This window comes from Streptomyces sp. NPDC058662, from assembly GCF_042716255.1.
Classification (GTDB): domain Bacteria; phylum Actinomycetota; class Actinomycetes; order Streptomycetales; family Streptomycetaceae; genus Streptomyces.
Map to the genome: position 1 here is coordinate 1 of NZ_JBHXRU010000053.1, position 14,035 is coordinate 14,035.

Consider the following 14,035-nt stretch of genomic DNA (forward strand, 5'->3'; position numbering starts at 1 on the left):
CGGCAGCGTCGTCACCCTCGTCACGCCCAACCAGCGCCGCGACATGACCCGCCTCATGCTCGCCGCGGGCGTCACCGCGCAGACCACCCAGGTCCGCTCCGGCGAAGAGGCCCTCAACCGCATCACCGGCGCCCAGGCCCCCTCCGGGATCCCGGTCACCATCACCGCGCCGGTCTCCGACCGACCCAAGCGCAGCACCAGCTCGCAGCGCGGACGCCGCAGCCGGCCCGCCCAGGAGCGCCGTCGCAGCTCCGGCCTGGCCGCCTGAGACCACGCGGCCCCGCCCGCCCGGCGCGGAACCGGACCCAGCGGTCCGGCCCGCGCCGGGCGGGGCGACCGCCGTGGCCGCGGCCACGGCCCCCTCGTCACCGCCCCTCCCCGTCTGTGAGGCATCATGCGTTTCGTCATCGCCCGGTACCCCTTCGACCTTGAGAAGAGCGAGGTGGCGGAGGCCATGAAGGGCATCAAGGCCGAGCCCGTCACCGGGGCGTCCGTCACGATCGGCCGCCGTTCGTACCCCGTCAAGCAGGTCGGCGAGGTCATCACCCGGCAGGACCGGCGCGACTTCACCGCGGCCGAGGTCACCCGGGCGCTGACCCGTCTCGGCTTCACCTGCCGCGACCTGGCGGCGCCCGTCCCGGCGCCCGTCCGCACTCCCCTCCAGGAGGCGCAGGCCATGCTCGGAACTCCGGCCGACGCCTGAGCGCGCTTGCTAAAGTTCCTGCCCATGTCGACCCCTGACGACCTGCTCACCGACCTCGCTGCCATGGTCGAGTCGGAGCAGACCAACCAGATGTCCCTCACCGTCGTCGTCCACGGCGCCGTCATCACCGGCCGCCTCGCCCCCGAACGCGTCTGGCGCGAGCGGGTGGCCGAAGTCCTGCGCGACTCGGAGCGGTTGGCCCCGTTCGCCGGCATCTTCGAGGCCTCCGGCGCGTCGGACCGGACCGTGACCCCCGCCGGGGCCCCGTCCCACCTGCACTTCCACGTGGCACGCATCCTCCAGGGCACCTTGGGCATCCCGGAGACCGGCGGTATGTACCGGATCGCCGTGAAGGACGTCGGGGCGTGGACCGTGGGGGATTTCAGCTACTCCGACAAGTGACGCCCCCCGGACCGGACTTCGGGCCTCGGTCCGGTCCCGGGGGTCCGCCGGCTACGGTGCGGCCAGTGCCCGCAGGGCCGTGTTGAGCTCCAGCACGTTGACGCGGGGCTCGCCCAGGAAGCCGAGGGTGCGGCCCTCGGTGTGGTCCCGTACCAAGGTCTCGACCTGCCGTACGGCGAGGCCGTTCCGCTCGGCGACCCGGTGGACCTGGAGTTCGGCGTAGGCCGGTGAGATGTGCGGGTCGAGGCCGGATCCGGAGGAGGTCACCGCGTCGGCGGGGACCCACGACGGCTGCGGCGTGTAGCCGGGCACCGTGTTGTCGGCCAGCACCCTCGCCCTGGCCCCGGCCACCGCCGCGATGAGGTCCGGGTTGTCGGCCGCCTTGTTGGAGGCGCCCGAGACCAGCAGGCCGTACCGCGTGTTCTCGGTGTTGGCGGAGAGTCCCGCCGAGGGCCGGGGCTGGAACCAGCGCAGGTCTCCCCCGTACCGCTGCCCGATCAGGGCGGACCCGACGACCCGGCCGCCGCTGTCCTCGATCCGCGAGCCGTTGGCCCGGTCGGGGAAGGCTGCCTGGGCGATGCCGGTGACGGCGAGGGGGTAGAGCACCCCGCACAGGGCGGTCAGGACGAGGAGGGCGCGCAGTCCGGCGCCGAGGAGACGGGCGGTGCTGGACACCGAGTTGTTCATGGCGGGTCACCCAATGCCGGGGATGAGGGAGATGGCGAGGTCGATGAGCTTGATGCCGGCGAACGGGGCGAGCAGGCCGCCGAGTCCGTAGAGGGCGAGGTTGCGGCGGAGCATGCTCTCGGCGCTGGAGGGCCGGTACCGGACTCCCCGGAGGGCGAGCGGTACCAGGGCGATGATGACGAGCGCGTTGAAGACGACGGCCGACAGGATCGCCGACTGCGGTGAGTGCAGGCCCATGACGTTGAGCCTGTCGAGTCCGGGGTACGCCGCGGTGAACATGGCCGGGATGATCGCGAAGTACTTCGCGACGTCGTTGGCGATCGAGAACGTGGTGAGGGCTCCCCGGGTGATCAGGAGCTGCTTGCCGATCTCGACGATCTCGATGAGCTTGGTGGGGTCGGAGTCCAGGTCCACCATGTTCCCGGCCTCCTTGGCGGCGGAGGTGCCGGTGTTCATGGCGACGCCGACGTCCGCCTGGGCGAGGGCGGGGGCGTCGTTGGTGCCGTCGCCGGTCATCGCGACGAGCTTGCCGCCGGCCTGTTCGCGCTTGATGAGGGCCATCTTGTCCTCGGGGGTGGCCTCGGCGAGGTAGTCGTCGACGCCCGCCTCCTGTGCGATGGCCCTGGCCGTCAGGGGGTTGTCGCCCGTGATCATGACGGTCTTGATGCCCATGCGGCGCAGTTCCTCGAACCGCTCGCGCATCCCGCTCTTGACGACGTCCTTGAGGTGGACGGCGCCCAGGATCCGGGCGCCCCGCGCGTCGTTGACGGCGACCAGCAGCGGGGTGCCGCCGGCTTCGGAGATCCGCGCCGCGAGGGGCTCCGCGTCGTCGGCGACGCGGCCGCCCTGTTCCCGTACCCAGGTGAGGACGGAGCCGGCGGCGCCCTTGCGGGTCTGCCGGCCGTCCACGTCGACGCCGGACATGCGGTTCCGGGCGGTGAAGGCGATCCACTCGGCGTGGGCGAGCTCGCGCCGGTGGCGGGCGCGCAGCCCGTACTCCTGCGTCGCCAGGGCCACGACGGACCGGCCCTCGGGGGTCTCGTCGGCCAGCGAGGACAGCTGGGCGGCGGCGGCGAGTTCGGCGGCGGTGGCGCCCCGGACGGGGATGAACGCCGACGCCTGCCGGTTGCCCAGGGTGATGGTGCCCGTCTTGTCGAGCAGCAGGGTCGAGACGTCACCGGCGGCCTCGACCGCCCGGCCGCTCATCGCCAGGACGTTGCGCTGGACGAGCCGGTCCATGCCGGCGATACCGATCGCGGACAGCAGGGCGCCGATCGTGGTCGGGATCAGGCAGACCAGCAGGGCGGTCAGCACGATCAGCGACTGTTCGGCGCCGGCGTACATCGCGAAGGGCTGCAATGTCACCACGGCCAGCAGGAAGACGACGGTGAGGGACGCCAGCAGGATGTTGAGGGCGGTCTCGTTGGGGGTCTTCTGCCGGGACGCGCCCTCGACCAGGCTGATCATGCGGTCGATGAAGGTCTCGCCGGGCTTCGCCGTGATCGAGACGACGATCCGGTCGGACAGCACCTTGGTGCCGCCGGTGACGGCCGAGCGGTCGCCGCCGGACTCCCGGATGACGGGGGCGGACTCGCCGGTGATGGCCGACTCGTCCACGGAGGCGACGCCCTCGACGACGTCGCCGTCCCCCGGGACGGTGTCGCCGGCCTCGCAGACCACCAGGTCGCCGATCCGCAGCTCCGTGCCCGCGACCCGCTCCTCGCCCCCCGCGGCCAGGCGGCGGGCCACGGTGTCGGTCCTGGCCCGGCGCAGGGTCTCGGCCTGGGCCTTCCCGCGGCCCTCCGCGACGGCCTCCGCGAGGTTCGCGAAGATCACGGTCAGCCACAGCCAGGCGGTGACGGCCCAGCCGAACCAGTCGGCGGGGTCGCGGAGCGCGAGCACGGTGGTCAGTACGGAGCCGACCTCGACGACGAACATGACCGGCGAGGCGACCATGACGCGCGGGTCGAGCTTGCGCAGCGCGTCCGGGAAAACCCTGACCAGCTGCCTCGGGTCGAGGAGCCCGCCGCCGCCCGCGCGGCGGGCCGGCGGCTCGTGGCCGGCCGGCGCGTCCTGGTGCGGGGCGCGGAGCGGGGTGGTGGTGCTCATGAGGCGAGCCCTTCGGCGAGCGGACCCAGCGCCAGGGCCGGGAAGTAGGTGAGGCCGGTGACGATGAGGACCACGGCGACGAGCAGGCCCGCGTAGAGCGGCTTGTCGGTGCGCAGAGTGCCCGCGGTCGCGGGGACGGGCCGCTGCTCGGCGAGCGAGCCGGCCAGCGCGAGGACGAAGACCATGGGCAGGAAGCGGCCCAGGAGCATGGCCAGGGCGGTGGTCGTGTTGAACCACGGGGTGTCGGCGCTCAGCCCGGCGAAGGCCGAGCCGTTGTTGTTCCCGGTGGAGGTGTAGGCGTAGAGGACCTCGGAGAAGCCGTGCGCGCCCGGGTTGGCCATCGAGTGGGCGGGGGTGGGCAGTGCCATCGCCGCGGCCGTGAAGCCGAGGACCACCGCGGGGGTGACGAGGATGGAGCAGGCCGCGAACTTGATCTCGCGGGTCCCGATCTTCTTCCCCAGGTACTCGGGGGTGCGGCCGACCATCAGACCGGCGATGAACACCGTGATGACCGCCATGACCAGCAGGCCGTACAGGCCCGAGCCGACGCCGCCGGGCGCGATCTCGCCCAGCTGCATCCCGAGCAGCTGGATGCCGCCGCCGAGGCCGGTGTAGGAGGAGTGGGAGGAGTTCACCGCGCCGGTGGAGGTGAGCGTCGTGGCGACCGAGAAGATCGCCGACGCGCCGATCCCGAAGCGTGTCTCCTTGCCCTCCATCGCGCCGCCGGCGGCCTGCGGCGCCGGGCCGTGGTGGGCGAACTCGGTCCACATCATCAGCGCGGTGAAGCCGAGCCAGATGGCGGCCGCCGTCGCGAGGATCGCGTAGCCCTGGCGGACCGAGCCGACCATGCGGCCGAAGGTGCGGGTGAGCGCGAAGGGGATCAGCAGGATCAGGAAGACCTCGAAGAGGTTGGAGAAGGGCGTCGGATTCTCGAAGGGGTGGGCGGAGTTGGCGTTGAAGTAGCCGCCGCCGTTGGTGCCGAGCTGCTTGACGGCCTCCTGCGAGGCCACCGCGCCGCCGTTCCACTGCTGGACGCCGCCGGCGCCCGGCCCGTTCGCGAACTGGCCGACCTCGTGGACGCCCGCGAAGTTCTGGATCACCCCGCACGCGACGAGGACGAGGGCGCCGACCACCGCGAGCGGGACCAGGATGCGGACGGTGCCGCGCACCAGGTCGGCCCAGAAGTTGCCGAGTTCGCCGGTGCGCGAGCGCGCGAAGCCCCGTACGAGGGCCACGGCGACGGCCATGCCGACGGCGGCGGACAGGAAGTTCTGCACGGCCAGGCCGCCGGTCTGCACGACGTGGCCCAGGGCCTGCTCACCGGCGTACGACTGCCAGTTGGTGTTCGTCACGAAGGACGCGGCGGTGTTGAAGGCCCGGTCGGGCTTGACGGAGGCGAAGCCGAGCGAGCCGGGGAGGGCGCCCTGGAGCCGCTGGAGCAGGTAGAGGGCGAGGACGCCGACCGCGGAGAAGGCCAGGACGGCGCGCAGGTAGGCGGGCCAGCGCATCTGCGTGTCCGGGTCGGCCCCGATCGCCCGGTAGATCCACTTCTCGGGCCGGTGGTGCCGCGTCGAGGAGTAGACGCGGGCCATGTGCTCGCCCAGGGGGCGGTACGCGAGGGCCAGTGCCGCGACGAGCGCGAGCAGTTGGAGCACCCCTGCGAGGACGGGACTCATCGGGGCTCAGAACCTCTCCGGGTACAGGACGGCGAGGACGAGGTAGCCCAGGAGGGAGACGGCCACCAGCAGACCGACGACGCTTTCGGCGCTCACAGCTTGGCCACCCCCCTGGCGATGAGGGCCACCAGCGCGAAGAGCGCGATCGTGGCGGCGACGAAGGCCGGATCGGCCATCGTGAGCTCCCGGAGGGTGTGGGGGACAGGATGCGGACACCTCCGAGTGGAACGCCTTTCCGGGGCCCCGCTCGCGCCCTTGACGGGCCCCATACGCCCGCGAACACCCCTTTTACGGCTCTCTAACGCGGGAGTCCTTCGAGGAAGCGGCGCTGGTCGGCGAGGAGGCCCGGCGGGAAGAGGGAGCGCGGCGCGAACACGGCCGTCAGGGTCAGCCGCCACGGGGACCGCTCGACCGAGGTGCGGAGCAGGGCGTGGGTGGCGCCCGGATAGCGCCGGACCGTGAGCGTGCCGGGCGCGAGCAGGGCGCGGTGGACGGCCTCCGTCTCGGCCCCGTCCACGTTCAGGTCGTCGGCGCCGGAGATGAGCAGCACCGGCACCGGAGGCATGGCCCGCAGGTCCCCGGAGGCGTCCGCGGTGTGGTTGCGGCTGATGAACGACCAGCGCTCCCGGGTGAGTTCCGGGTCGGCGCCGGGGCTCGCGCGGTACTCCTCGTACGTCGCCCCGCGCCGCAGCAGCGCCAGGGTGGCCTCCCGGGTGCGCAGGGCGGCGGCGGTGCGGTCGGCGCCGGCGCCGGCCGCGCGGAGTTCGGAGCGCAGGTGGTACTCGCCCTGGCGCTCCCAGTTCACCGCGGTCCCGACCGCGATGACGAAGCGCACGCCCGGGGCGGGGGCCCGGGCCACCACCTTGGGCAGGACCCACCCGGCCTGGCTGGCACCCCACAGGCCGATGCGGTCGGGGTCGACCTCGGGGCGGGTGCGGGCCGCCCAGGTGAGCGCGTCGAGGGTCTCGCGGGCCCGGTCGTCCATGCTCTGGCCGAGCCAGTCGGCGGGCTTGTCCAGGGAGAGCGAGGCGTAGCCGGCCCGGGCGAAGGCCTCCCAGTAGGGCCGGTAGAAGCCCTCGTGGGTGGCGTCGACCTCGCCGTCGCCGTGGACGAGGACGACGAGCGGGAAGGGGCCCGGGCCCCTGCCGACGGGGGTGGCCAGCACACCGGGCAGGTGGCGGCCGGCGGCGGGGACGGTGACGCGCTCCTCGTGGATGTCGTAGCTGTGCTGCCGGAGGACCACGGCGGTGAGGAGCAGTGCGGTGACCGTGGCGAGGGCGGTGAGGAGGAGCAGCGCGGTGCGGGTGCGAGTGCGGGTGCGGCGGGGGTGCGAGGGGGTGCGGCGGGGCGTGGGCATGGGGCTGGGCTCCAATCGCTCGGACATGGAACGATCGTAATCGCTGTGAACGTATTATGCTTGTGCGTATGACGACGGAGCGTGTGGACATCCTGCGCGGGCTGCCCGAAGGGGCCGGGGCCCGTGTCGCCGAGCTGTACTGGGAGGCCTTCGGCGCCAAACTGGGCGCCGCCCTCGGCCCCGCGGCGGCCGGGCGGGGCTACCTCGCCGAGCACCTGCACGCGGACCGAGCGGTGACCGCGCTGTCCGGCGGCCGGGTCGTGGGCGTGGCGGGCTACCAACTGGCCGGGCGCGGCCTGATCGGCGGTGACGCGGCGGCGGTCAGGGCCCGGTACGGGCGGATCGCGGGCCTGTACCGGGTGCTGCTGCTGGCCCTGCTGGAGCGCACCCCGGCGCGCGGCGAGCTGGTCATGGACGGCATCGCCGTCGACCGGGCCGAGCGGGGCCGGGGCGTCGGCGGACTGCTGCTGGCGGAGGTCGAGGCCGTGGCCGTCGGGCAGGGCTGCCGGCGGATACGGCTCGACGTGGTCGCCGAGAACCCCCGGGCCCGGGCCCTGTACGAACGGCACGGATTCCGGGCGGTGCGGGTGCGGCGGACGCCGTGGCTGCGGGACCTCCTCGGCTTCGGGGCCGTGACGACGATGCACAAGGAGCTGTGACGGTGGACGGGGAACGGGCGTCGGTACCGACGCGGATGGTGGTGCACGCGCTGGTACGGGAGGACGGGAGCGTCGACGGCGCCGAGCTGTACGAGGTCGCGGGGCTGCTCGGGATGACCGACCAGCAGGTGCGGCTGTGTGTGAAGCGGCTGGTGGCGGAGGGGCGGTTCACCGTGGAGGGGCGCGGGCGGCGGGCCGTCCTGCACCGGGCGGCGGCGGTCCCGGCACCGGCGGGAGCGGAAGCGGCGGGAGCGGGAGCGGGAGCGGTCGAAGGGCTGCCGGCGCTCGTGCCCGAGGTGGAGTTCGTGCGCTACGCCTACCGGCAGGACCGCGGCCTGGAGCCGTGGGACGGCGTCTGGCACGCCTTCGCCTTCGCGGTGCCCGAATCGGCGCGGCCGGCGCGGGACGCCCTGCGCGACGCGCTGACCGGACTGGGGGCGGCGCCGGTCCAGGGCGGCCTGTACGTGACGCCGAACGCGATCGGCCCGTACGTACGGGCCGAGGCGGCGCGCCTGGGCGTACCGGAGTCGCTGAGCTGCCTCAGTACGCGCGACCTGTCGGTCGGCGGCGCGTCCGCGCCGGCGGCCCTGGCGGAGCGCCTCTGGCCGCTGGCCGACATCGCGGCCCGCTACGAGGCCCTGCACGATCTGAGCCTGGCCGGGCCGAGCGCCCCGGACGGCGGGGCGGGGGGCGCCGCCGGGCTCGCGCACGCCGTCGCGCTGGCCGCGGCCTTCTCCGCCGCGATGCTCCCGGACCCGCTCCTGCCGCCGGAGCTGCTGCCGCGGCCGTGGCCGGGGACGGCGGCCCGTGCGGCCGCGGCCGAGGCCTGGTCCCGGCTGGCGGCCGCCGCCCCGCCCGGCGGACCGCGGCTGTTCCGCCTGTACGGCGACGCCCTGTCCTGAGCGGGGGTACGGGATGGTCCGTCCGGGTATATCCCCATGGACAGCGCGTCGACGCATCCCGTCGGAGGAGCACAGTGCCATGCACCGTACAGACCTCACAGACGTCGCGACCCACGAGGCGAAGGCCCTTTCCGTCGCCCTGTTCCGGAGGCTGGCCGACCTGCGGGAGGGCGGCGCGGAGTACTCGTACGTCCGCAACACCCTCGTGGAGCTCAACCTCAGCCTCGTGAAGTACGCCGCCCGCCGATTCCGGGGGCGCAGCGAGCCGATGGAGGACATCGTCCAGGTCGGTACGATCGGCCTGATCAAGGCGATCAACCGGTTCGACCCGGAGCGCGGGGTGGAGTTCACCTCCTTCGCGATGCCGACGATCACCGGGGAGATCAAGCGGTTCTTCCGGGACACCAGCTGGGCGGTCAAGGTTCCCCGGCGCCTCCAGGAACTGCGGATCGACACCGCCAAGGCCCACGACGCCCTGGAGCAGGACCTCGGGCGGGAGCCCACCTCGGCCGAGCTCGCCGGACGCCTGCACGTCACATCCCAGGAGCTCACCGAGGGGCTCAAGGCGGCGCACGCGTACTCCGCGCGCTCCCTGGACGCGCCGATGCAGGAGGACGGCGACCAGGACGCCTACGCGGGGCAGCCCGCCCTCGGCGAGGAGGAGACGGCGTTCGACCGGATCGAGTGCCTGGAGTCCCTCAAGCCGATGCTGGACGGGCTCCCCGAGCGCGAGCGGACGCTGCTCGCGCTGCGCTTCGGTCAGGAGCTGACGCAGTCCGAGATCGGTGAGCGGCTGGGGCTGTCCCAGATGCACGTGTCCCGGCTGCTGAACCGGACGCTGGCCCGGCTGCGTGAGGGCCTGCTCACCGATGGTCCGGACGAGCCGGACCCGCCGCTCCATCCGGAGTCGTCGTCCCGCGCGGAGTCGTCGTCCCGTCCGGGGTCGTCGTCCCGTCCGGACGCGCCGACACCTCCAGCCACACCGTCTTCCCCGGACGCCCGTCCGCGTACGGGGTCGAGCCCCAGCTCCGCGCGAGCCGTTCCAGCACGATGAGCCCGTGGCCTCCCGGCAGCGCGCGGTCGCCCGCGCGCCGGGGCCGCGGATGCTCGGGGTTGTCGTCGCTCACCTCGACGCGCAGGCGCCCGGCGGAGTGACGCAGCACGAGTTCGCGCGGGCCTCCGCCGTGCAGGCACGCGTTGGTGACCACTTCCGAGACGAGGAGCAGGACGTCGTCCTCGGCCCCGGGTGCGTCCGGCCACTGCCAGTCCGCGAGGGCCCGCCGGGTGAAGTCACGGCAGCGGCCGACCACGCCGGACGTGGCACCGCCCAGGACCAGCCTTCGCGTCTGCTCGGCCACCGGGCCTCCGTTCTCCGCGCTTCGCGCCCCGCCTACCCCCTGCGAGGGAGGTCAATCCTAGGTCCCCCGGCGTCGGGCCGGGGCGTCGCCGGCGGGTCGCGCCATCCGGCCTGTCCACATCCTGGACAACTACTCTCGTTCCATGAACGCAGAAGCCCACGCCCACGCCGCCGCGCGAGACGCGGTGAAGGACGCCGACCGCAAGCACGTCTTCCACTCCTGGTCGGCCCAGGACCTGATCGATCCGCTGGCCGTCGCCGGGGCGGAGGGCTCGTACTTCTGGGACTACCAGGGCAACCGCTACCTCGACTTCTCCAGCGCCCTCGTCTACACCAACATCGGCTACCAGCACCCCAAGGTCACGGCGGCCATCCAGGAGCAGGCGGCTCGACTGTGCACGGTCGCGCCCGGCTTCGCCGTCGACGTCCGCTCCGAGGCGGCCCGCCTCATCGCCGAGCGCACCCCCGGCGACCTGGACAAGATCTTCTTCACCAACGCCGGCGCCGAGGCCGTGGAGAACGCCGTCCGCATGGCCCGGCTGCACACCGGCCGGCCCAAGGTGCTGTCCGCGTACCGGTCGTACCACGGGGCCACCTCCGCCGCGATCAACCTGACCGGTGACGCCCGGCGCTTCGGCAACGACTCCGCGACCGCGGGCGTGGTGCACTTCTGGGGGCCCTTCGCCTACCGCTCGCCCTTCTACGCGGCGACGGAGGCCGAGGAGTGCGAGCGCGCCCTGCGCCACCTGGAGGACACCGTCGTCTTCGAGGGGCCGCAGTCGATCGCCGCGATCATCCTGGAGACCGTCGGCGGCGCCCCGGGCGTCCTGGTCCACCCGGACGGCTACCTGGCCGGGGTGCGCGAGCTCTGCGACCGCCACGGCATCGTGTTCGTCCTGGACGAGATCATGGTCGGCTTCGGGCGCACGGGGCGGTGGTTCGCATCCGAGCACTGGGGCGTCACCCCTGACCTGATCTGCTTCGCCAAGGGCGTGACCAGCGGCTACGTCCCCCTCGGCGGGGTCGCGATCTCGGCCGCCATCGCCGAGACCTTCGCCCGCCGGCCCTACCCGGGCGGGCTGACGTACTCCGGGCACGTGCTGGCCTGCGCGGCCGCCGTCGCCACCATCAACGTGATGGAGGAGGAGGGCGTCGTCGAGCAGTCCGCCCGCACCGGCGCCGAACTGCTCGGCCCCGGCCTGCGCGCGCTCGCCGAGCGCCACCCCTCCGTCGGCGAGGTGCGCGGCCTGGGCACCTTCTGGGCGCTGGAACTCGTACGGGACGCCCGTACACGGGAGCCGCTGGTCCCGTACAACGCGTCCGGAGCGGACAACGCGCCCATGGGCGAGCTCGCGGCCGCGTGCAGGAAGGGCGGCCTGTGGCCGCTCGTCGCCGGGAACCGGCTCCACGTCGCACCCGCGTGCAACATCGCGCCCGAGGACGTCGCCAAGGGGCTCGCGATCCTCGACGAGGCCCTCTCGGTGGCGGACGCACACACGGTCTGACCTGCGTATCTGTGGGGTCGCCCAGCGGGCGGGGCCGGTGTTCGGAGGATTCGTGCGGTGGCCGGCCCGGCGCCCGCATGTTGCAATCCGTTCAGGCCTCGACCCGACATCGGGCCCAGCACCTACGGACCGGGATGCACGTCAGTCCCGGGGCGGTCCTCCGGGACCGAACGGCGGGGAGCGGGCGGACCGCTGGACGCCGGGCGTACGGGATCCAGATCGACCGGACTCCGTGTTCCCGAGTACCCGAAGGAAGACTCCATGAGCAAGCACGTCCTGGCCCAGAACCAGTACGGCAAGGCCGAGAACCGCATCGTCAAGGTCACCCGCAAGGGCAGCAACGGGTCCTGGCACGAGATCCGCGACCTCAACGTCTCGGTGGCGCTCCGCGGCGAGTTCAGCGCGGTCCACCTCACCGGTGACAACGCCAACTGCCTGCCGACGGACACCACCAAGAACACGGTGTACGCCTTCGCCAAGGAGCACGGCATCGCCTCTCCGGAGGCCTTCGGCATCCTGCTCGCCAAGCACTTCGTCTCCTCGCAGGCGCCGATCCGCGAAGCGCAGATCCGCATCGAGGAGTACGTCTGGGACCGCATCCCGGTCCCCACGCGCAAGGAGCAGCACTCCTTCGTCCGCAAGGGCCAGGAGGTGCGCACGGCGCAGATCACCTACAGCGAGACCACCGGCCTCCAGGTCATCTCGGGTCTGAAGGACCTGACGGTCATGAACTCGACCAACTCCGAGTTCCACGGCTACATCAAGGACCGGTACACGACGCTCCAGGAGGCGTACGACCGCATCCTGGCGACCAAGGTCACCTCGCGCTGGGCGCACTCCGCGCTGGCCGCGGACGACTCCGGTTACGACTGGGACCAGGCGTACAAGAAGGTCCGCAAGCACATGCTGGAGGCGTTCGCGGAGACCTACTCGTACTCGCTGCAGCAGACCCTGAACCAGATGGCCGAGCGGGTGCTGGACAACTGCCCCAAGGTCAACGAGGTGCGCCTCAACCTCCCCAACAAGCACCACTTCCTCGTCGACCTGGAGCCCTTCGGCCTCAAGAACGACAACGAGGTCTACTTCGCGGCGGACCGGATGTACGGCCTGATCGAGGGCACCATCCACCGCGAGGGCGTGCGCCCGGTGATCGCCACGTCCGACTGGATCACGGCCTGACAGCCGCCCGCCGCGGCTCAGTTCGGCCCGGACCGCGTCGCGGGGTCCGGGCCGTCCGCCTGTCCGACCAGGAGGTTCCACCGTCCCGCGCGCCCGGTGAGGGCGGTGACGGTGTCCGGGCGTACGTCGAGCCGCCAGAAGGCGGCGGCGGGCAACTCCAGGGCGTGGACCACGGCGGCCCGGACGACGGCCTGCTCGACCACGGCCCGGTGCGTGCCCGGGGGCAGCGCCGCCAGCTCCGCCCCGACACGGGCGGTCAGCGCCCGGACGGACTCCCCGCCGGGCGGCGCGCAGTCGGGGTCCGTGAGCCACGCCCTCAGCGCCTGCGGGTCCTCGGCCGCCACCTCGTCCAGGGTCCGCCCCGCCCAGCGCCCCGGGTCCGGGCCGCGCAGACCCTCGTGGTCCGGGCAGGGCAGCCCGGGCCCGAACCGGCCCTGTCGGGCGGCCGCGTCGAGCGGGGGCGTGACCAGGTGGACTCGCACCGTGGGGGTCGTCATACGGGGAGCGTAGGCGCGCCGTCCACGGGGCCGCGCCCGGGGCGGCACGTAGGACGACTTTCGGCCTGTTCCGCGGTTTTCTAGCCGAACGTGCCCTTGTGTCGCCCGCCAGGCCGAAGGAGGCTGTGCAGCCGGTGAGTTGATGATGAAGGGGGCCGGTCGTACATGCCGTCGGCGATCTGGGAATGGCGGGGCTGGACGGGCACCGCACCGTTCTGGCTGAACGCGTTCCTGCTGCTAGTGGCCCCGTTCACCGCCGTCACGCTGTTCGGCCAGATCGGTGTCGTCACGGGCCTGGCCGCCCTGGGCGGACTGGCGCGCCACCTCTGGTGCGGGGACTACGGGCATCCGGCCATGCACCTCGCCGCCGCGCTGATGGGGGCGGGGACGGCCACGCTCGTCGCCGTCTGAGGGCGGGGCCCCGCCCATGGCCAGGGCGTACGCGTAGGGATCGTTCATGGGTCCAGGCAAGTCCGCCCGGCGCCCGTCCGCAACTCGCACCGGCACCGCTGAGGCCGCCTGTCGGCCGTGAGGGGGTGTCTTCGTCCGCCGGTCGGGGGCTTCTGGGCGACCGGCCGGGAGTCCTGCGGCGTGTCGGGGCACATCCCCCGCATGAGCGGGAGACGGCGCGCACGGCTGCTCCGGACGGCGCGGACGGCATTGACCAGGGCCCTGACAGCGGCCTGTGTCGTGCTGTTGTGCGTCTTCGGCGCGGGCCCGGCCGCCGCGACGGTCGCCGAGGCCCGTCCCGCCGCCGCCGCGCCCGCCGAGCCCACCGAGGGACAGCCCGAGCCGGCCGCCGACCCCGAGGTCCGGGCCGCGTTGCGGGCCGCCGCGCGCGGAGTGCCGGGGCTCCGGCGCACGCGGTACTCGGTGTTTCACGTGAAACACGCGCCGCGGGCGGCGCGCGGGCCCGTGTGGGGGCCGGCCGAACCGGCGCTGTCCCTGCGGGCCGTACGGAGTGTGGTGCTGCGCTGCTGACCGGCCCGGCCGGCCGCGCAC

At 73.3% G+C, this 14,035-nt stretch carries 15 protein-coding genes and 2 pseudogenes; 10 read left to right on the plus strand and 7 right to left on the minus strand.

Annotation, left to right across the window (positions count from 1 at the left end):
- The 3 genes and pseudogenes from ACFWUQ_RS19330 to ACFWUQ_RS19340 form a co-directional block, all read left to right on the plus strand.
- Positions 1–268 (plus strand): annotated as a pseudogene (locus ACFWUQ_RS19330) (ATP-dependent helicase); the annotation flags it as partial.
- 126 nt (positions 269–394) lie between these two features.
- A complete protein-coding gene (locus ACFWUQ_RS19335; RefSeq protein ID WP_384539255.1) occupies positions 395–703 on the plus strand; it encodes an SCO5918 family protein in 309 nt (102 codons plus the stop codon).
- A 24-nt stretch (positions 704–727) separates the two neighbouring features.
- Positions 728–1,105 carry a hypothetical protein gene (locus ACFWUQ_RS19340; RefSeq protein ID WP_384539257.1) on the plus strand — a complete coding sequence of 126 codons (378 nt, stop codon included), beginning with the start codon at positions 728–730 and terminating at the stop codon, positions 1,103–1,105.
- A 51-nt stretch (positions 1,106–1,156) separates the two neighbouring features.
- Here ACFWUQ_RS19340 and kdpC read toward each other — a convergent pair whose 3' ends face one another.
- The 5 genes from kdpC to ACFWUQ_RS19365 all read right to left on the minus strand — a co-directional run bounded on the left by kdpC (position 1,157) and on the right by ACFWUQ_RS19365 (position 6,961).
- Entirely contained in the window at positions 1,157–1,792 is a 636-nt protein-coding gene (kdpC, locus tag ACFWUQ_RS19345; RefSeq protein ID WP_384539259.1) for a potassium-transporting ATPase subunit KdpC, read from the minus strand.
- Between the two features lie 6 nt (positions 1,793–1,798).
- Positions 1,799–3,901: a potassium-transporting ATPase subunit KdpB gene (kdpB, locus tag ACFWUQ_RS19350; RefSeq protein ID WP_384539261.1), complete on the minus strand. Its 2,103-nt coding sequence runs from the start codon at positions 3,899–3,901 to the stop codon at positions 1,799–1,801.
- A complete protein-coding gene (kdpA, locus tag ACFWUQ_RS19355) occupies positions 3,898–5,577 on the minus strand; it encodes a potassium-transporting ATPase subunit KdpA (RefSeq protein WP_384539263.1) in 1,680 nt (559 codons plus the stop codon). The genes kdpB and kdpA overlap by 4 nt, the downstream gene beginning before the upstream one ends.
- A 6-nt stretch (positions 5,578–5,583) precedes the next feature.
- Entirely contained in the window at positions 5,584–5,673 is a 90-nt protein-coding gene (gene kdpF, locus ACFWUQ_RS19360; RefSeq protein WP_384539264.1) for a K(+)-transporting ATPase subunit F, read from the minus strand.
- Positions 5,674–5,875: 202 nt separating this feature from the next.
- Positions 5,876–6,961, minus strand: a complete 1,086-nt coding sequence (locus ACFWUQ_RS19365) for an alpha/beta hydrolase family protein (RefSeq protein WP_384539266.1) — start codon at positions 6,959–6,961, stop codon at positions 5,876–5,878.
- Between the two features lie 41 nt (positions 6,962–7,002).
- Between ACFWUQ_RS19365 and ACFWUQ_RS19370 the strand changes: the two genes are divergently transcribed.
- From ACFWUQ_RS19370 to ACFWUQ_RS19380, 3 genes are all read left to right on the plus strand, one after another.
- Complete coding sequence (locus ACFWUQ_RS19370) at positions 7,003–7,593, plus strand: GNAT family N-acetyltransferase (RefSeq protein ID WP_384539268.1); 591 nt, start codon at positions 7,003–7,005, stop codon at positions 7,591–7,593.
- Positions 7,594–7,628: 35 nt separating this feature from the next.
- Positions 7,629–8,495, plus strand: coding sequence for a PaaX family transcriptional regulator C-terminal domain-containing protein (locus ACFWUQ_RS19375; protein ID WP_384539322.1), 867 nt, complete (start codon positions 7,629–7,631; stop codon positions 8,493–8,495).
- A gap of 79 nt (positions 8,496–8,574) precedes the next feature.
- A complete protein-coding gene (locus tag ACFWUQ_RS19380; protein WP_384539270.1) occupies positions 8,575–9,549 on the plus strand; it encodes an RNA polymerase sigma factor SigF in 975 nt (324 codons plus the stop codon).
- Here the strand turns inward: ACFWUQ_RS19380 and ACFWUQ_RS19385 are convergent.
- Positions 9,530–9,853: pseudogene (locus ACFWUQ_RS19385) on the minus strand (ATP-binding protein); the annotation flags it as partial. The gene ACFWUQ_RS19380 and the pseudogene ACFWUQ_RS19385 sit on opposite strands and share 20 nt — an antisense overlap.
- A 142-nt stretch (positions 9,854–9,995) precedes the next feature.
- Between ACFWUQ_RS19385 and ACFWUQ_RS19390 the strand changes: the two are divergent.
- Together ACFWUQ_RS19390 and pucL are read left to right on the plus strand one after the other, a co-directional pair.
- The gene (locus tag ACFWUQ_RS19390; RefSeq protein WP_384539272.1) at positions 9,996–11,357 is read left to right on the plus strand and encodes an aspartate aminotransferase family protein; all 1,362 of its coding nucleotides are present in this window, start codon (positions 9,996–9,998) and stop codon (positions 11,355–11,357) included.
- Positions 11,358–11,618: 261 nt separating this feature from the next.
- Positions 11,619–12,536 (plus strand): factor-independent urate hydroxylase, encoded by a 918-nt coding sequence (gene pucL / locus ACFWUQ_RS19395; protein ID WP_384539274.1) that lies wholly within the window; start codon positions 11,619–11,621, stop codon positions 12,534–12,536.
- Between the two features lie 17 nt (positions 12,537–12,553).
- On the opposite strand, the gene ACFWUQ_RS19400 is transcribed toward pucL, so the two are convergent.
- Positions 12,554–13,033 (minus strand): histidine phosphatase family protein, encoded by a 480-nt coding sequence (locus ACFWUQ_RS19400; RefSeq protein ID WP_384539276.1) that lies wholly within the window; start codon positions 13,031–13,033, stop codon positions 12,554–12,556.
- 165 nt (positions 13,034–13,198) lie between these two features.
- Between ACFWUQ_RS19400 and ACFWUQ_RS19405 the strand changes: the two genes are divergently transcribed.
- The gene (locus ACFWUQ_RS19405) at positions 13,199–13,444 is read left to right on the plus strand and encodes a hypothetical protein (protein WP_384539278.1); all 246 of its coding nucleotides are present in this window, start codon (positions 13,199–13,201) and stop codon (positions 13,442–13,444) included.
- 201 nt (positions 13,445–13,645) lie between these two features.
- On the plus strand, positions 13,646–14,014 hold the full coding sequence (locus ACFWUQ_RS19410; protein ID WP_384539280.1) for a hypothetical protein: 369 nt from the start codon (positions 13,646–13,648) through the stop codon (positions 14,012–14,014).
- Positions 14,015–14,035: the final 21 nt, after the last annotated feature.